Consider the following 16737-nt stretch of genomic DNA (forward strand, 5'->3'; position numbering starts at 1 on the left):
GGGTCCGGACACGTCCCGCAGTGGGAGCAGCTCGACACGGTCGTGCCGCTGGTGCTCGACCACCTCAGGGACTAGATCCCCGGACATGGCCACACCCGCCCGACCCAGTGGGTCGGGCGGGTGTCGCCGTCAGGGGTTCAGCCGGATTTGCGCTCGGCTCCAACCAGTACGTAGACCATCGTGCAGTGCCGGTCGCTGCGGTTGCGCCACCCGTGCCGGGTCCCCTGCTGCACGACGCAGGTGCCCGGCGTGACGTGCACCTCGGCGCCGTCGTCGAGCTCGAGCCAGATCTCACCGTCCACGCAGATCCCGTAGTCGATGCTGTCCGTGGTGTGCATCCCCGGGGCATCCGGCTCGAACACCCCGATCAGGCCGGGCTGCTTCTGCTCGGCCTCCGCTACGACCTCGTCCATCCCGGCATCGGTGGGCGGAGTCGAGTCGGGCGCGAACCGCACGATGATGAACCGAGTGCCGCCCGGCCCGGGGAAGAACGGGAACGGCACCGTCGCGGGGTTGTCACCCGCGCCGACGATCGGGGTGCCGTCACCCGTGCCCCAGATGTTGTAGAGCTCCGACCCGGGCATGACCATCACGGACGACGGCTCGAGTCGAGCCTCCTTGGCGAACACCGACCTGCCGTCGCCGGTCCGGTCGGTGACGACCACCTTGGCGTCGAACGCCATGAACTCTCCTCCTGTTGTGAGTGGGCGGATCGCTATCGGACGAGGACGTCGACGCCGGCGGCGATGAGCGCACCGTCGGCACCGCGTCGATCCGGTTCACCAGCGGTGCCTGATGGTCATGTCCCCGAAGCCGACGTCGACCACCACCCGGAACGCCTCGCTGGACGCCGGGAACATCGCGGTCGCCGAGACCGAGGCACCGCCCCCGACCTCGATGGACCCCACGGGTGCATGTCGCGCGGACATCGTCCTCAAGCCGCCAATGCGCCTAGGACCGGCTTGAACGGGTAGATCTGCGTGTCGACGACCACGCCCCGCGCGACGTAGGGATCGTTGTCGAGCAGCGGCTTCAACTCCGCCTGGTCGGCGACCTCGAACACGAGGATGCCTCCGGTGCCGTCCTCGAACGGGCCGGCGATGCGCAACGAACCCGATGCGATCAGATCCTTGAGATAGGCCCCGTGCGGGCCGCGCGCCTCGTCGATCAGCGCGATGTCGTCGGTGTAGCGCCACACCACGGTGAAGAACGCCATGTCGGTCTCCTTGCAATAGGTTGATCAGTCCCACTCGGTGTGGGCCCGGATTCCGCCACCGTCGTCGGTGAGCCGGCCCTTGGTGCCCGCGTAGGCGAGCATCGCCGTGAGCCTCTGCGGCCAGTCGTCCCCGACCCGGCCCTGGGCCGTCGCACAGCGTCGACGCTGACGACGGCGGCACCGCGGTCGACCGAGACTATTTTGCGACGATCACGGAGCATGGGCCGTGGTCAGCCGGCGATCAGCCGGGGAACTGGGGCATGATCTTCTCGCCGAAGAGCTGCAGGTTCCGCCGGACCTCGTTGAAGGGCAACATGCCCTGGTCGGACCACCAGACGAAGTACTCCGGGTTGCCGTTGTCGGCCAGCTCGTGGATCTTGTCGGCCACCGCGTTCGGCTCGCCTGCGTAGAGGTAGTGCGACTCCTCCATGCGCTCGATCGTCTGGGGGACGTCACCAGTCTCGCCGGCGCGCCGGAAGACCTCGTAGAAGCCGTGGTGGCCCCAGAACTCTCGCCAGCCGGTACCCGACACCCCGCGCTGCGCCTGGCGCATCGCCTCGTCCTTGTTGCGTCCGAAGTGGACGGACCGCAGTACTCCGGTGTCCTCACCGAGTGCGAGGTCACGGCCGTGCTGACCCGCCTCGTCCTGGTAGGCCTCGACCATCTTGCGGTAGTCCTCGGGGATCGAGGTGAGGATGACCGGGCTGATCCCCTCACGGGCTGTCCAACGGATCGTGTTCTCGCTCATCGAGAACGCCTGGAACAGCTTGGGGTGCGGCTTCTGGTACGGCTTGGGCACGACGGAGATGTTGTGCAGCAGGCCGTCCTCACCCATCTCGCCGTCCGCACCGAACCGGCGGGTGTAGTCGCCCGCCTTCCAGGGGGAGGCCGGGTACGGGAACGGGAACTTGTAGAACTTCCCGTCGTAGTTGAACGGCTCGTCCTTCCAGGCCAGCTTGAGGATCCGGTAGACCTCCTCGAACAGCTCGCGATTGAGCTTGTCGCGCTCGCTCGCGTCGCTGGTCGCGGTCTGAACCGGTAGCAGCTGCGTCATCGCGTTGAACCAGCGCTCCTGATAGCCGCGCGCCATGCCGACGACGGTCCGGCCCTGCGTCATCTGGTCCAGCCACGCTGTGTCGATGGCCAGCTTGACCGGGTTGTGGCTGGGCAGCACGTAACCGACCGGGCCGACCTTGATGTTCTTGGTGTGGTGCGCGACATCGAGGTAGAGCGAGCTCGGCCCACCCATCTCCATGCCCTCGGTGTGCAGGTGGTGCTCGGGGAAGCAGATCGCCTCGAAGCCGTAGTCGTCGGCCATCTTGGCCAGCTCACGCACCTCGGTGAGCATCTGCTGCCACTTCTCGGTCTTGTGGCCGATCGGGCGCAGTGCCTCCCGTTCGCTCTCCGTCGCCGGAAGTGCCGGGAGCATGAAATAGATGAACTTCACGTGTTTACTCCTCCATCGGGTTCGGTGAGGGCATCCTTGGAAGCAGACCCCGGACTACCGATCACTCCGTGTCCCTGCGGCCGTCGACGGTCTTCGTGCAAGACCGATCGAAGCTTGAGCCGGGGCGAACGCTAGCCGCGCGATCCGGCTGGTACCTGTCCGAATCTGCGACACAGCGGACCTGTGAGCGGCACGATCAGGGGTACCGACGCGCTCGAAGATGGCGACGGCGAGGGCCGTGAGCAGCGAATACCGGACCGGCAGGCTCGAAGGGGCACGAGGGGCGTCCCCGCCGCGGGCCAGCGCTGCCTATCATCATCATGCGCAGCTATTCGGGAACGGCCCGAGGTGCTATGAGCGAGAGGGTGTCGAGATGGGGACGGACGCGTACACCGGCGGCCGGCGGAGCCCGAAGATGTCCGAGGTCATCGCCCGCGAACTGGCGAGCCACATCGTGGACGCCAAGCTCCCGGCTGGCAGCGTCCTGCCCACCGAGAAGGAGATGATCGAGAGCTTTGACGTCGGACGCTCCACCATCCGGGAGGCGCTGCGACTGCTGGAGACCCGGAACGTCATCACGCTGCGTCCGGGGCCCGGCGGAGGGCCGGTTGTGCGCCGCCCCCGCCCGGAGGACCTGAGCGAGGCCCTCAGCCTCATCCTGCAGTTCGAGGACGCCTCGCTCGACGACGTGATGCAGGCGCGGCGCGCGCTCGAGCCCACGATCGCCCGGCTGGCGGCCACCCGGATCACCGAAGCGGACCTGGACCTCATGGAGCGGACCGTCCGCGTGGTCCTGGAGAGCCCCGATCCCGAGGTGTTCCAGGAGCAGAACCGGATCTTTCATTCGACGCTGTCGCGAGCCGCGTGCAGTGTCGTGCTTCAGGTGTTCGTCGAGAGTCTCGGCAGCGTCGCCGACGGTATCGCGGGCGGTGTCACCTACTCGCCACGGCGCTACGTCGCGGCGGCCCACGCACACACTCGCATCATCGAGGCCCTCCGGGCCAACGACGCGGACTGCGCCGAGCAGTTGATGCGCAACCACCTGGACGAGGCCGACGGCTACTGGCACAAGAAGCACAGGGACCTGGTGTCACGCCCGGTGCTGTGGCGGCGTTGAACCGCCCGGTGACGCCTACGCCTCCCGGCCGGCGTCGAACGGCGCGGTGTTGAGCAGTCTGCGGCGCACGGCCCCGTTCAGCGGCCCGTCCCGCTCGCTGTCGGCCTTGACCCGCTGCCACTCGGGGTCGGCGAGGAACTTCGACCAGCCGTCCTGCATCTGCTGGTAGGACTCCCGGCGCACGGCGTATACGACCTCGCCGAGGCTGTTCTCGCCGAACTCGGTGTGTGACATGAACGCGACGTCGAAGCCGTGCTTGTCGAACAGCCCCAGCGTGTGGTCGTTGAACCGGGCGATCAGGGCCGGCAGCCTGCCCGGCACGACCGTGTACTCCCTCAGCTCGAACAGCATGTCGCTTCCTCCGGTGTTCAACCGCTCAGGCATCGCCCGTCGATCCCCAGGGTCCTGATCTTGCGGTACAGCGTGGAGCGGGCGATGCCGAGCAGTTCGGCCGCAGCCTGCTTGTTGCCGCCGCTGTCCTCGAGCGCGTTGAGCAGCGCCTCTCGCTCGACCCGCTGGAGTGAGGTCAGCCGGTGCCTGATCGGCGCCGAGCGGTACTCCGGCGGGAGGTGCTCGATCGCGATGTCGCGGCGGACCGACCGGAGCAGCGCGCTGCTCAGCACCGCGCGAAGCTCGCGGATGTTGCCCGGCCAAACCTGGCCCATCAGGTTCTGGACCGTGGCCGGCTCCAGCCGGGGCACAGGCGAGCGTCGGGTGAGATCGCGAACGAGCACCCTCGCGATGTCGGCGACGTCCTCGGCCCGCTTGCGCAGCGGGGGCAGCTGCAGCCGCGCCGGGAAGCAGTCGCGCAGCCGCGTCATGGCGTCCTCGCCGTTGGTCAGCCGGGCGGTCGCAATGACCTGGATCGGGTGCCCGTCGGCTCGTTCGACCAGGCCGACCGCGCGCGGAGCGAACTCGACGGGCAACTCGTCGATCTGCCGCAGCACCAGTGTGCCCGGGATGGCGAGAGCCGCCCGCAGCCGCTCGAACCACGCAAGCGGGTCGTCGATGCATTGCCCCGTCTCGAGCACAGTCACGGTGCCGGGCAGGCCCGTGCGGTCGTGGAGGTGGCGGGCCAGAAAGGCCTTGCCCGTGCCCGGCTCCCCGGTGATCAGGATCGGTCCCTGGGACCGTGCCACGGCCGTGAGTTCGCGGCGGACGCGCTCGGCCGCGGCACTGCGCCCGGGCACCGGGCCCTCGCCGGTCGTGCCGCTCGTGACGGGGCGCCGCGCGCCGACGGCGGTCAGGGTGGCCGGACCCGGCCGCATCTCGATGAGAATGCCGGCCTCTTGGTCGTCCTCCCGGACGGTGGTGCACCGGGCCTGCACGACGACGCTGCCGGACAGCCGCAGCTCGCCGCAGTACTCGTCACGGTCGGCGAGCTTGCGCGACGCCCAGTCCCAGAGGAACGGCTGGTCCACCGGGCTCACCAGCGGCCCGGCAAGGGTGCTGCTGATGAGCAGGTCACGGTTCAGGCAGACCACCGCTGCTGTGGAGCGGCGCGTGATCTGCAGGAAGCGGTCCAGCAACCGCCGCTCCAGCCGGGTGGCGTCGTCGCCGAGGTCGGTCTCGATCCGCGCCGCGGCGTCCTCGACGAGGGGCAGCATCAGGACGCTGTCGTCCTCGGTCCGGCAGGCCAGGGCGAGCACCCCCTTGAGTACGCCGGTCACCGGATGCCTGACCGGCACCGCCCGTGCGCTGAACCCCTGGAGGTTGACCCGGTAGTGCTCGGGACCGACCACCACGAACGGGCGCCGCTCCTCCACGGCGCACCCGATCGCGTTGGTCCCGATGGTCTCCTCGGCCAGCCTGCAGCCGGGGACGATGTGCAGGCAGTCGCACCAGTCGCGCACCTCCGCCCGGCAGGCCCTGAGGGCGACGACCCGCGCTTCCGCGTCGGCCAGGATGATCACCAGTGGCTGCCCTTCGAGCCGCCGCCCGAGCCTCTCGATCACGGGCTCGGCCGACCGCAGGAGGCGAACCGGGCGATCGATGCCGGGGCCACCCGGGATCTCGACTCCGACGCGCTCCACCCCGCTGCGCACCGACCGCTCCCAGGACCGCGCGATCTCGGGTCGGGACAGGCCGGGGTCGGGCGGTTCGCGCAGGTCTGGACCGGGTTGGAAGGCAAGGGTCACGATCGGTCACCTCGATGTGAGGGGTGCGCGCCGGCATTGCCGCAAGCCGGGCGCTGCCCTCTCGCCCGCGCCCTCTCTCGCTGCTAGCTGCATGCTTGCATGTCAGTGATGGATGAACAGCAATGTGGAGGACGGGTAGAACGCCTGTCAAGGCCTGTTCTCCACACCGGAACGAACGCCGCCCGCCGACGTCGCAGCGTCGTCGGCGACCCTTGACAGCGGCCCGAGCACCGCCCATATGATGCGCATGATCAGCAGCTATAGGAGCTCCACTGACGGCAGCACGAGGCGAGGGATCGCACGATGACGACAACGCAGGCGACCGTCGCCGAGGTCCGTAGCGAGGTGCGCCGGTTCCTCGCCGACGAACTCGCCGCGGGGTCGTTCCGGCCGTCCTGCGACGCCTGGATCCAGGGTCACTCCGCGGAGTTCAGCCGCAGGCTCGGCCAACGGGGCTGGCTCGGGATGACCTGGCCGCGGCGCTACGGCGGCGGCGGGCGTTCGGCGCTCGAGCGGTTCACGGTGATCGAGGAGCTGCTCGCCGCGGGCGCGCCGGTGGCCGCGCACTGGATCGCGGACCGTCAGACCGGGCCGCTGCTGCTGCGCTCGGGCACCGAGCAGCAGAAACAGCGGTTCCTGCCCCTCATCGCGCAGGGACGGTTGTTCATCGCCGCCGGTATGAGCGAGCCGGACAGCGGTTCGGATCTCGCGTCGGTCCGGACCCGCGCCGTCCCGACCGCGACGGGCTGGCGGGTCAACGGGCGCAAGGTCTGGACCAGCCACGCGCATCGGAGCCATTTCCTGCTCGCGCTCGTCCGCACCGAGGCGCGGGACGACGACCGGCATGCCGGGCTCAGCCAGCTGCTGATCGGGCTCGACTCCCCCGGCGTGACGGTGCGGACGATCGGGGCGATGACCGGCGAGTCCCACTTCACCGAGGTCACCCTCGACGACGTCGACGTGCCGGCCGAGCAGGTGGTCGGCCGGGCCGGGGACGGATGGCGCGGGGTGGTGTCGGAGCTGGCGCACGAGCGCAGCGGCCCCGAGCGCTACCTCAGCACGTTCCCACTGCTGACCGAGCTGGTGTCCGGCGGCGCGACCGACGGCGAGACCTCACTGGCCGATGTCGGCTCGGCGACCGCGCGGCTCTGGGCTCTTCGCTCGTTGTCACTGCAGGTGCAGGACCTCCTTGAACGGGGCCAGCCGACGGACACCGCGGCAGCGCTGGTGAAGGACCTCGGCACACGCCTGGAAGGCGACATCATCGACATCACGCGACGAGCGGCCCACCGCAGGCCGGGCCGGACTGGTGGCGCCGCGCTGTCCGAGCTGCTGGGCGCGGCTCAGCTCGCCGCGCCGTCGTTCACCCTGCGCGGCGGGACCAACGAGATCCTGCGCGGGCTGATCGCGCGCGGACTGGAGGCCTGAGGATGTCCGCAACCGCCGAATTGTCCGGAACCTCTGGCGGTGAGGAGCGCGAGCTGCTCCGAACGACCATGGCGGCGCTGCTGGCCCGGCACACCGCCCACGCCCCGGAGGAGCGGGCGGGATCGACCGCGGACCTGTGGGCGCTGCTGGAGGAGTCGGGGATGACCCTCGTCTCCGTTCCGGAGTCCGCGGGCGGATCCGGGGGCGAACTGGGCGATTTCGCTGCGCTCGCGCAGACCTGCGGCTACCACGCTGCCTCGGTCCCGCTGGTGGAGACCACGATGCTCGCCGGGTGGGCATTGGCGGCGGCCGGGCTCACGGTGCCGGTCGGTCCGCTGACCGTCGCGCCGCCCACCGCGACCGCAACCGCCGCGCTGGTGCCCGACGGGACCGGCCTGCGCGTCCACGGCCAGCTGTGCGCGGTCCCCTGGGCCAGGGCTACCCGGCATGTCGTGCTCCTCATTGCCCTACCAGGAGAGCCGAACGGGGTCGTGCTCGCAGTGATCGACCCGCACGACTGCGTCGTCGAGCACGGCGCGAACCTTGCCGGTGAACCACGCGACACCCTCGTGCTACCCGCCGGCGGAGTCGCCTGCGCGCGGCTGCCCGCCGGCGGTCCGGACCCGTTCGCGCTCACGCTGCGGGGGGCGCTGGGCCGGGCGCTGCTCATTGTCGGTTCGCTGCGGCGAGTGCTCGACCTCACCGTCCGCCACGCGCGGGAGCGCGAGCAGTTCGGCCGGCCGATCAACCGGTTCCAGGCTGTCCAGCAGCAGATCGCCGCGCTCGCGGGCGCCGTCGAGCAGGCGGCGGCCATGGCCGGGCTGGCCGTGGCGGTCCTCGACAGAGGCGACGCCGGCAGCGAGGCCGTGATGGCGGCGAAGATCTGTGCGGCGCAGGCCGCCTCGGTCGCGATCACCGTCGGGCACCAGGTGCACGGTGCGATCGGCTTCACCACCGAACACGAGCTGCACCTGCACACGCGCAGGCTGATGTCGTGGCGGGACGAGTACGGCGACGAGTCCGAGTGGTCCGCGGAGCTGGGCGCGCGGGTCGCGAACGCCGGCCCGGGCGGGCTGTGGAACCTGCTGACCACTCCGCCCCCCGCAGAGGCCCGCCGGTGACAAGTACGCCGATGCTGTCGGGGTGCCTGACCGGGGTGCGGGTGCTCGACCTGAGCTCCTTCCTGCCCGGCCCCTTCTGTACCCAGATCCTGGCCGACCTCGGCGCCACGGTCATCAAGGTCGAGGGACCGCGAGGAGATGCCGCGCGGCAACTGCCCGGCGCCCTCCACGAGGCAGCGAACCGCAACAAGCGCAGCGTCGTGCTCGATCTGAAGACCGACGAGGGGCAGGTGCTGGGTCGCGCCCTCGCCGCTGGGGCCGACGTGTTGGTCGAAGGGTTCCGCCCCGGGGTGGTCGACCGGCTCGGCATGTCCTACCCCGCGGTGCGCGCGGTCAACCCGTCGATCGTCTACTGCTCGGTGTCCGGGTTCGGGCAGACCGGCCCGCTGCGGGCGGCACCCGGTCATGACGTCACCTACCTCGCGGCCAGCGGCATGCTGTCCGTCGCGGGCGGTTGGGACGACCCGCCACCGCGCCGGCCCGGGGTGCCGGTCAGCGACCTGGCGGCATCCACCTACGCGGCCATCGCCATCCTCGCCGCGCTGCACCAGCGCCGGGACACCGGCGGCGGGGCCCACTTGGACCTGGCGATCACCGACGCGGCCCTCTCCTTCGCCAGCACCAGGGCCGACCGGTGCCTGGACGATCGCGCCACGGCGACCCAGCACCTGCACCCGTCGAACGACCTGTTCGAGGCCGCGGACGGGGTACGGATCGCGATCGGCGCCGTCGAGGAACACTTCTGGCAGCGGCTCGCCGCCCTGCTCGCCGAGGAGGTCCCGGCGCTCGGCGATCCCCGTTTCGGGTCGGCGGACGGGCGGCGCACGCACGGCGACGACCTCGTCGCGCTGCTGCGGCGCGCGGTGCGCACTCGACCCGCCGCAGACTGGCTCGCCGCGTTCGCGGCGGCCGACGTGCCCGCGCACCAGGTGCTGTCCGTCGGTGAGGCGCGCCGCTCCGCACACGTGCAGGCACGCGGCATCGTCGCGGACAGCGACCGTGGGCGGCACGTCGTGTTCCCCGTGCTGCGCGACGGCGCCGTGATGGGCACCGTGCGCAGCACGGCGCCCGAACTGGGCGCACACACCGAGCAGGTGCTGGCCGACCTGGTGGCCGGGAGGGAACCGTGGGGACCGTGACGACGCACCATGCAGGTCCCCTCGCCGGGATCAGGGTCGTGGACCTCACATCCACGTTCATGGGTCCGTACTGCACCCTGCTGCTCGCCCAGATGGGCGCCGAGGTGATCAAGGTCGAGCCACCGACCGGGGACGTGGTCCGCTACATCGGCGACGACCGCGGCGTGGGCATGGGCCCGGTGTTCCTCAACGCCAACCGGGGAAAGCGCAGCGTCGCGCTGGACCTCAAGACCCCCGCGGGCCGCGGGGTGCTGCAGCGGCTCGTGACCACCGCCGACGTCTTCGTGCACAACGTCCGGCCCGAGGCGGCGCGCCGGCTGGGCATCGGCTACGCCGAGGTCGCCGCGGTGAACGCGGCCACGGTCTACTGCGCGCTGCGCGGCTACGGCCGTGAGGGCCCGTACCGGGACCGGGCTGCCTACGACGACGTGATCCAGGCGAGCTGCGGGCTGGCCGCGGTCCAGGGCGCCGCCGACGAACCCGCCTACGTGCGCACGCCGGTGGCCGACAAGGCGGTCGGGCTGCTGGCACTGAGCGCGATCAACGCCGCGCTCTTCGCGAGGGAACGCACCGGCCGTGGTCAGGAGATCGAGGTGCCGATGCTCGAGTCGATGGTGACCTTCACGCTGCTGGACCAGCAGGGCGGATACGTCTTCGATCCGCCGCGCGGCGCCGCCGGTTACGCCCGCACGGCCTCGCCCTTCCGCAAGCCCTACCGCACGGCCGACGGTTACCTCAGCGTCATGGTCTACACCGACACCCAGTGGCGAACGTTCTTCGCGCTGGTCGGGCGCCCCGACATGGCCGCCGACCCCCGGTACCGCACGATCACCGAGCGCACCCAGCACATCGACGAGCTCTACCAGCTCGTCGAGAAGGAGCTGCTGGCCCGGCCGAGTGCCGAGTGGCTCGCGGCGCTGAGCAGGGCGGAGATCCCGGCCGCGCCGATCCACTCGGTACCCGATCTCTTCACTGACGACCACCTCGTCGCCGCCGGGCTGTTCGAGCGGGTCGAGCACCCCAGCGAGGGGCCCCTGCGGCTGGCCCGGTTCCCTGTCTCGTTCGGCGGGTCCCATCCCGACCGGCCGCGCCCCGCCCCGCGGCTGGGTGAGCACGGTGCCGAGGTGCTCGCCGAGCTCGGGTACGGCCCGGAGGATATCGACGGACTCGTCGCGGCGGGCGCCGTCATCGAGGAGGAGACGTGAAAGAGGTCCATGGTGAGGTCGACGGGCGCGGTGAGGTCGACGGGCGCCGTCAGGTCGAGGTGCTTTGCGAGGTCAGTGCCGGCGTCGCCGTCGTCACCCTCGCCGCGCCGCAGCGCCGCAATGCGCTGACGGTGGAGATGGCCACCGAGCTGGAGGCCGTTTTCGACGAGATCGATGCCAGGCAGGACGTCGGCGCGGTGGTGCTGCGTGGTTCGGGCGGCTCGTTCTGCGCCGGGGCGGACCTCGGGGTGCTGTCCGGCGCCGCCCAGGACCCGTTGGACGACGACGCGCAGCGACACATCGACGCCCTCTACGGATCGTTCCTGCGCGTCGGCCGCTGCCGGGCGGCGTCGATCGCCGCGGTGCGCGGGCCCGCCGTCGGCGCAGGCCTCAACCTGGTGTTGGCCACCGACCTGCGCATCGTCGCGCGAGACGCCCGGCTGATCTCAGGTTTCGGACGCATCGGCGTGCACCCCGGCGGCGGGCACTTCACGCTGCTGAGCCGGGCCGCCGGAAGGGACGCCGCCGCGGGGGTCGGGCTGTTCGGACAGGAGATCGACGGCGAGCGGGCCGCCGCCCTCGGCCTGGCATGGCAGGCTGTCGACGACACCGACGTCGAGGCGACGGCACTCCGGACCGCCGCCCGGCTCGGCGCGGACCCGGCGCTGTCCCGGCGGATGACGGCATCCTTCCGCCGCGAGGCCGGCCCGCCCGCGACGTCGTGGGACGTGGGACTGGAGGTCGAGCGCGGGCCACAGATGTGGTCGTTCCGCAGGCGGGCGAGTACCCCCACCACCTGAGGACAGCCACCGAGGCGAGAGCGACCCAAGGAGGCGTAATGATCCGACCTGTGGACTGCGACGTGCACCACGCCGTCCCGGATCTCTCGGCGCTGTTCCCGTTCCTGGCCGACCGCTGGGTGGACTACTGCGTGGAGAGCGGTGTCGACGGTTCGATCCCGCGTTCTAGCCAGTGGGTATACCGCTGTCGGCCCGGCCAGAGGCCCGGGGCGGCAGTGGCCCGCCCGGATCCGACCCGGACACGGTGCGCGCCCATGTACTCGACGGGCCCGGTGCTGGTCACGCGATCCTGAACTGTCTCTACGCGGTGCAGGCGCTGCACAACGCCGACTGGTCGACCGCACTGGCCGGTGCGCTCAACGACTGGCAGGCAGCGTGCTGGCTGGCCGCCGACCGGCGCTTCCGGGCCTCGGTCGTGGTGTCCCCGCACGATCCGCACGCGGCAGCCGACGAGGTCGAGCGGTGCGCCGCAACCTCCGGGTTCGTCCAGGTCCTGCTCCTCGGCTCGTCCCAGGCGCCGCTCGGTCAGCGGTTGCACTGGCCCATCTACGCGCCGCCGAGGCGGCCGGGCTGCCGGTGGCGATCCACCCCGGGGTCGCCGGGGCCAACCCGCTCTCACCGGTGGGTTGGTCGTCGCACTACGTCGAGGACTACGCGGGCGCGGCACTGACCCTGCAGTCGCAGCTGACGAGCCTCGTGTGCGAGGGCGTCCTCGCCGCGCACCCCGGGCTGCGGGTGGTGCTGCTCGAGAGCGGCGTCACCTGGCTGCCGTCGCTCATATGGCGGCTCGACAAGAACTGGAAAGCGCTTCGCCGGGAGGTGCCGTGGGTGGACCGGGCGCCCTCGCGGATCATCCGGGAGCATGTGCTGCTCACCGTCGCCCCCTTCGACGCCCCACCGGAGGCCACCCTGGAGTGGACGGAGCGGTTCCTGGCCCAGATGGGCGGCGCCGGGATGCTCCTGCACGCCAGCGACTACCCGCACTGGCACCACGGCGATGGACCTGCCGCCCTGTTGGGGCAGCTGTCCCCCGCCGAGCGCACGCAGGTGCTGAGCGGTAACGCGACCGATCTCTACGGGCTCGACGAGGAGGCACCGTGCGCACCCACGGCCTGATCGACTGCGACGTCCACAACGCGGTGCCGTCCGACGCCGCGCTGCTGCCCTACCTGCCGGCGCGCTGGCGCCGGCACCTCGAGCTGGTGGGGTCGCGGACCTACTCGCCGTTCGCGAAAGGCTACGCCTACCCGAAGGCCGCGAGGTTCGCGAGCAGGCACGACGCCTGGCCGCCCTCGGGCGGACCACCGGGATCGGACCTGGAGTTCATGCGCGCGCAGCTGCTGGATGCATACGGCGTCGACGTCGCAGTGCTCAACTGCCTGTACCGGGCCTCCGAGCAGCGCTACGACGCCTACGGCGCGGCGCTGGCCGCCGCGGTCCATGATTGGCAGGTCGAGCACTGGCTGGAGCGCGACCCCCGCCTGCGCGCCTCGATCACGGTGCCGTTCGAGTCGCCGGACCTCGCCGCCGCGGAGATCGACCGCGCCGCCGCCCACCCGGCTTCGTGCAGGTGCTGCTGTTCCCGCGGACCCGGCAGCCGCTGGGCACGCGGCACTACTGGCCGATCTACGAGACGGCCGCGCGGGCCGGGCTGCCGGTGGGAGTCCATGCAGCGTCCACCACCCCGGGGCCGATCACCACCGGTTGCGCGAAGAGGTCCCCGATCTGCAGCACCCGCCCTCGCACTACCTGCGGCACCGGATCCGCATCACCACCCAGCCGATGGAGGAGCCTGAGCGACCGGGCGACCTCGTCCGCTCATTCGCGACATCGGGGCCGACGTGCTCATGTTCTCCACCGACTATCCGCACTGGGACTTCGACGACCCGCACCGTGCGTTCCGCACCCGGGTTCCGGCGGACCTGCACCGGCGGATCATGCACGACAACGCCAGCGCCCAGTACCGGTTCGGGCCGTGAGCGAACCATCGGCACAGCGCGGACGGCGAGTCGCGGTCGCGACGGTCGGTGAGATCCCAGTGGGCGGCCGGAAGATCGTCGAGGTCGATGAGCGCTCGATCGGGGTGTTCCACCTCGACGACGGCTACGTCGCCCGCACCGGCCGCTCATGGGTCGACCCGGACCGCACGCGAGTGCGCAGCTACCCCGTGACTACGGACGGCGAGAGGATCGTGATCCACCTCTGACCCAGGGCCCGGAACGTCCAGGGGTGGGTCTGAGTCACCGCTGTCGGCCGCGCAGAGCGGGCGACATGGCGCCCGACCTGCTGCAGCGATGCAGAGAAGACGGGCCTGCGGCGGGGGTCGCCGCTACCCTTTTGCCGTGAGCACTTCACATCCGAGCACCGTTCCACCTGCGCTGCTGTCGCTGCGCGGGTCGTCCCGGCTCAGCTCGGTGGTGTACGACCAGATCAAGGAGCGGCTGCTCGAGGGCCGGTACAGCGGGGGCGAGCGGCTGTCCGTCGAGGCGCTCCGCAAGGAGTGGGGCATCAGCAAGCAGCCGGTGATGGAGGCGCTGCGACGGCTGTCAGGCGATGGCCTCGTCGACATCATCCCGCAAGTCGGCTGCCAGGTGACGACCTACAGCCCGCGCGAGGTCGAGGACTTCTTCGTGATGTTCGGCGGCTTCGAGGGCACCATCTCGGGCATCGCCGCGCTGCGCCGCACCGACGCCCAGCTCGCTGAGCTGGACCGGTCGTCCGAGAAGATCGGCCGACTGTGCGAAGCGATCGACCCGGTGGAGCGCTCGCACGGCTACCGGGTGCTCAACCGACGCTTCCACACCACCATCCACGCGATGGCGCACTCGCGCGTGATGGCCGAGACCAGTGCCCGGATGTGGGACCTGAGCGACTTCCTGATCAACACCACCGGCCGCCAGCAGCCGCTCAGCAGCGCGCTCGAGCAGCGGCACGACGACCACGAGCGCATCCGCGCCGCGCTGCACGCCGGCGACCATCAGGCCGCGCGCCGCGAGATGGAGCAGCACATCGTCGAGATCGTCGGTTCGGTGATCCATTTCGAGCAGCAGAGGTCCGAATCCTGACTCCAGGGGGCACGGCCCCAAGGGGTGGCAGCGAGCCCGCGCAGCCCCACGATCGTCGTGGTCGGGGGCAGCGGCCGGCACACCATCAGGTGAAGCGACTACTCACTGACCGCGACTGAGCCAAAGCGCACGGGTGGCTGCGCCGGAGCGCCGGCCCCGGTCGGCACTGATCCGCGGTACCCGCACCCGTGGCCCCCGCGGATCCCAAGACTCCACTCGCCGGTGTGGCGCCGCCGCAGCACGGCGGCAACCCCTCAGCGTGCCTCGGTGAGGAACTCGAGCACCATCGAGTTGAACGTGTCGGCCTGCTCCCACTGCGGCCAGTGGCCCGCGTCCTTGATGACCTCGAAACGGGCTGCGGGCATCCGCTCGGCCATCGCCAGCCCGGCGGCGGCCGGACCGGACGGGTCGTCGCTGGTCCAGATCACGAGCACCGGACCGGTGACCGCCGCGAGCTCGGCGTCGGTGAGAAGGTTGCGCCTGCGGATCTCGGGGTCCTGCAGGCACAGCAGGGCGCGCATCGAGGTGGCGAACCCGGGCTGGGCATAGATCGCGCGGCGGATGTCGACGAGCTCGTCAGTGACCGACGCGGGGTCGGCCATCAACCACTCCAGCCTGGTCCGGATCCGCTCCGGACTCGGGTCGTCCGCGGCGGTCTGGCTCAGGGTGCGGATGCGCTCCATCACCTCGGGGGTCGCCATCGTGCCGCCGGGCGTGTTCAACACGACCCGGCCCGTCCGCTCGGGGAACTCGGCGGCGAACTTCGCCGCGACCCAACCCCCCAGGGACTCGCCCGAGAGGTGCGCCCGTTCGACGCCGAGGGCGTCGAGAAGCCCCCGCAGGTGTGCGACGTAGTCGGGCAGCTCCAGGTCGGCGTCGGCCAAGGTGGTCCAGCCGTGACCCGGGTAGTCGTAGGCGATCACGCGAAAGTGCTGGGCGAACGCCGCGATGTTGCGGGCGTAGGCCTCCAGGTGCCCGCTGGTTCCGGCCATGAGCACCAGCGGCTCGCCCCGACCGGCCTCCAACACGCGGGTGCGCCAGTCCCCCACCACGACGTTGCGCACCGAGTACTCGGTCCCGGACATGTCCAGCCAGATACTCATTTCGTCTCCATTCGCGCAGTCGTGATGCCGAAACCGGCAATCCACTCGGGGATCGCCTCGTAGAAGGTGGACTCGACGGTGTAGGCCCCCTGCGCCGCGAGTGCGGCGTACGCGGCGATCCAGGTGCGCACCTCATGCGAGGAGTGTCCGGCCTGCTCGACGCACCACTCGTTGGTCCACGCGTCGACCCGCTCGAGCTCGCCGGAGCTGATGATGTGCAGGAACTCGGCGTCCCAGTCAGGGTTGAGCGGCCGCAGGCCGGACGTGCCCTCGACGAAGGCGCCGGCGGCCGCGATCACGCGGGACTCGCGGGCCGACCGGGCCTCCGGGGTGGGGTTGCGCCCGGCGATGAGCCCGGCCGCGACCTCGGGCGGTGCCCCGTCCAGCCGCGGGACGGGAGGGTCGTGGGACAGCCCGCCCGAGCCGACGAGCAGGACCCTGCGGTCCCACGTCGCGGCGGCCCGGCCGATCGCGTCGCCCAGCAGTCGGGCGCGGCTCGCCGGACCGAGCGGCTCGGCGACGCAGTTGACGAACACCGGCACCACCGGGACGGTGTCGATTGCACCGAAGAGCAGTTGCAGCGGCTGGCAGAAGCCGTGGTCGACGTGCATCCGCTCGGAGACGGCGACGTCCAGCCCGGCGCCGAGGACGGCACGGGCCAGCTCACGAGAGGCCTCACGATCCACCAGGAGCGGACCGGCTGGCAGCCCGTAGTCCCCCACCGAGGTGGCGGCAGTGCCGATGCAGAACGGCGGCATCATGTCGTAGAAGAAGCCGTTGTAGTGATCCGGCCCGAAGATGATCACCAGCTCCGGGTCGAGCGATCCGACGAACGCCCGAGCCGAGTCCAGGGCATCGCCGACCCGGTCCAGCACGTCCTGCGCAGGCTTCGCACGATCCATCAACGGGGAGTGCGACGCGGTCACCACAGCAAGGGACATGTCTCGTCCTTCTCTCC

18 protein-coding genes and 1 pseudogene are annotated in these 16737 nt (G+C 71.0%); 11 read left to right on the plus strand and 8 right to left on the minus strand.

The genetic code is table 11. From position 1 onward, the window contains the following. Window positions 1-137: 137 nt before the first annotated feature. The 4 genes from HOP40_RS33275 to HOP40_RS33285 form a co-directional block, all read right to left on the minus strand. Entirely contained in the window at window positions 138-683 is a 546-nt protein-coding gene (locus HOP40_RS33275; RefSeq protein WP_172167079.1) for a cupin domain-containing protein, read from the minus strand. 96 nt (window positions 684-779) lie between these two features. After that, a complete protein-coding gene (locus tag HOP40_RS36540) occupies window positions 780-908 on the minus strand; it encodes a hypothetical protein (RefSeq protein WP_267460504.1) in 129 nt (42 codons plus the stop codon). 26 nt (window positions 909-934) lie between these two features. Beyond that, window positions 935-1216: a YciI family protein gene (locus HOP40_RS33280; RefSeq protein ID WP_172167081.1), complete on the minus strand. Its 282-nt coding sequence runs from the start codon at window positions 1214-1216 to the stop codon at window positions 935-937. A gap of 241 nt (window positions 1217-1457) precedes the next feature. Further along, window positions 1458-2663, minus strand: a complete 1206-nt coding sequence (locus HOP40_RS33285) for an LLM class flavin-dependent oxidoreductase (RefSeq protein WP_172167083.1) — start codon at window positions 2661-2663, stop codon at window positions 1458-1460. Between the two features lie 415 nt (window positions 2664-3078). On the opposite strand from HOP40_RS33285, the gene HOP40_RS33290 reads away from it, so the two are divergent. Continuing rightward, window positions 3079-3780 (plus strand): FadR/GntR family transcriptional regulator, encoded by a 702-nt coding sequence (locus HOP40_RS33290; protein WP_172167085.1) that lies wholly within the window; start codon window positions 3079-3081, stop codon window positions 3778-3780. Window positions 3781-3795: 15 nt separating this feature from the next. On the opposite strand, the gene HOP40_RS33295 is transcribed toward HOP40_RS33290, so the two are convergent. Beyond that, a complete protein-coding gene (locus HOP40_RS33295) occupies window positions 3796-4131 on the minus strand; it encodes an NIPSNAP family protein (protein WP_172167087.1) in 336 nt (111 codons plus the stop codon). Between the two features lie 17 nt (window positions 4132-4148). Further along, entirely contained in the window at window positions 4149-5825 is a 1677-nt protein-coding gene (locus tag HOP40_RS33300; RefSeq protein ID WP_172167090.1) for a sigma-54-dependent Fis family transcriptional regulator, read from the minus strand. Between the two features lie 396 nt (window positions 5826-6221). On the opposite strand from HOP40_RS33300, the gene HOP40_RS33305 reads away from it, so the two are divergent. From HOP40_RS33305 to HOP40_RS33350, 10 genes and pseudogenes are all read left to right on the plus strand, one after another. Then, complete coding sequence (locus HOP40_RS33305) at window positions 6222-7346, plus strand: acyl-CoA dehydrogenase family protein (protein WP_172167092.1); 1125 nt, start codon at window positions 6222-6224, stop codon at window positions 7344-7346. A gap of 2 nt (window positions 7347-7348) precedes the next feature. Further along, window positions 7349-8467 (plus strand): acyl-CoA dehydrogenase family protein, encoded by a 1119-nt coding sequence (locus HOP40_RS33310; RefSeq protein WP_172167094.1) that lies wholly within the window; start codon window positions 7349-7351, stop codon window positions 8465-8467. Beyond that, the gene (locus HOP40_RS33315) at window positions 8422-9606 is read left to right on the plus strand and encodes a CaiB/BaiF CoA transferase family protein (RefSeq protein ID WP_172167096.1); all 1185 of its coding nucleotides are present in this window, start codon (window positions 8422-8424) and stop codon (window positions 9604-9606) included. The genes HOP40_RS33310 and HOP40_RS33315 overlap by 46 nt, the downstream gene beginning before the upstream one ends. Next, the gene (locus tag HOP40_RS33320; RefSeq protein ID WP_275691325.1) at window positions 9603-10811 is read left to right on the plus strand and encodes a CaiB/BaiF CoA transferase family protein; all 1209 of its coding nucleotides are present in this window, start codon (window positions 9603-9605) and stop codon (window positions 10809-10811) included. The genes HOP40_RS33315 and HOP40_RS33320 overlap by 4 nt, the downstream gene beginning before the upstream one ends. After that, window positions 10808-11611 carry an enoyl-CoA hydratase-related protein gene (locus HOP40_RS33325; protein WP_226370218.1) on the plus strand — a complete coding sequence of 268 codons (804 nt, stop codon included), beginning with the start codon at window positions 10808-10810 and terminating at the stop codon, window positions 11609-11611. The genes HOP40_RS33320 and HOP40_RS33325 overlap by 4 nt, the downstream gene beginning before the upstream one ends. Before the next feature lie 244 nt (window positions 11612-11855). After that, a pseudogene (locus HOP40_RS36265) lies at window positions 11856-12727 on the plus strand (amidohydrolase family protein). After that, window positions 12709-13407: an amidohydrolase family protein gene (locus HOP40_RS33340; protein ID WP_205347016.1), complete on the plus strand. Its 699-nt coding sequence runs from the start codon at window positions 12709-12711 to the stop codon at window positions 13405-13407. The pseudogene HOP40_RS36265 and the gene HOP40_RS33340 overlap by 19 nt, the downstream one beginning before the upstream one ends. A 33-nt stretch (window positions 13408-13440) precedes the next feature. After that, the gene (locus HOP40_RS35695) at window positions 13441-13590 is read left to right on the plus strand and encodes an amidohydrolase family protein (RefSeq protein WP_275691379.1); all 150 of its coding nucleotides are present in this window, start codon (window positions 13441-13443) and stop codon (window positions 13588-13590) included. A 59-nt stretch (window positions 13591-13649) separates the two neighbouring features. Then, entirely contained in the window at window positions 13650-13817 is a 168-nt protein-coding gene (locus HOP40_RS33345) for a Rieske (2Fe-2S) protein (RefSeq protein WP_205347018.1), read from the plus strand. Window positions 13818-14025: 208 nt separating this feature from the next. Further along, window positions 14026-14676, plus strand: a complete 651-nt coding sequence (locus HOP40_RS33350; RefSeq protein ID WP_205347019.1) for a GntR family transcriptional regulator — start codon at window positions 14026-14028, stop codon at window positions 14674-14676. A 254-nt stretch (window positions 14677-14930) separates the two neighbouring features. Here HOP40_RS33350 and HOP40_RS33355 read toward each other — a convergent pair whose 3' ends face one another. Both HOP40_RS33355 and HOP40_RS33360 read right to left on the minus strand, forming a co-directional pair. Then, on the minus strand, window positions 14931-15779 hold the full coding sequence (locus HOP40_RS33355; protein WP_172167105.1) for an alpha/beta fold hydrolase: 849 nt from the start codon (window positions 15777-15779) through the stop codon (window positions 14931-14933). After that, complete coding sequence (locus tag HOP40_RS33360; RefSeq protein ID WP_172167107.1) at window positions 15776-16720, minus strand: 3-carboxyethylcatechol 2,3-dioxygenase; 945 nt, start codon at window positions 16718-16720, stop codon at window positions 15776-15778. Before HOP40_RS33360 ends, HOP40_RS33355 begins: the two co-directional genes overlap by 4 nt. Between the last annotated feature and the right edge of the window lie 17 nt (window positions 16721-16737).

Source organism: Pseudonocardia broussonetiae (genome assembly GCF_013155125.1).
GTDB lineage: Bacteria > Actinomycetota > Actinomycetes > Mycobacteriales > Pseudonocardiaceae > Pseudonocardia > Pseudonocardia broussonetiae.

Excerpts from the sequence above, each read along its gene's own strand:
- HOP40_RS33275 (WP_172167079.1), bottom strand. The coding sequence starts at position 683 with ATGGCGTTCGACGCCAAGGTGGTCGTCACCGACCGGACCGGCGACGGC.
- HOP40_RS33280 (WP_172167081.1), bottom strand. The coding sequence starts at position 1,216 with ATGGCGTTCTTCACCGTGGTGTGGCGCTACACCGACGACATCGCGCTG.
- HOP40_RS33290 (WP_172167085.1), top strand. The coding sequence starts at position 3,079 with ATGTCCGAGGTCATCGCCCGCGAACTGGCGAGCCACATCGTGGACGCC.
- HOP40_RS33295 (WP_172167087.1), bottom strand. The coding sequence starts at position 4,131 with ATGCTGTTCGAGCTGAGGGAGTACACGGTCGTGCCGGGCAGGCTGCCG.
- HOP40_RS33305 (WP_172167092.1), top strand. The coding sequence starts at position 6,222 with ATGACGACAACGCAGGCGACCGTCGCCGAGGTCCGTAGCGAGGTGCGC.
- HOP40_RS33310 (WP_172167094.1), top strand. The coding sequence starts at position 7,349 with ATGTCCGCAACCGCCGAATTGTCCGGAACCTCTGGCGGTGAGGAGCGC.
- HOP40_RS33355 (WP_172167105.1), bottom strand. The coding sequence starts at position 15,779 with ATGAGTATCTGGCTGGACATGTCCGGGACCGAGTACTCGGTGCGCAAC.
- HOP40_RS33360 (WP_172167107.1), bottom strand. The coding sequence starts at position 16,720 with ATGTCCCTTGCTGTGGTGACCGCGTCGCACTCCCCGTTGATGGATCGT.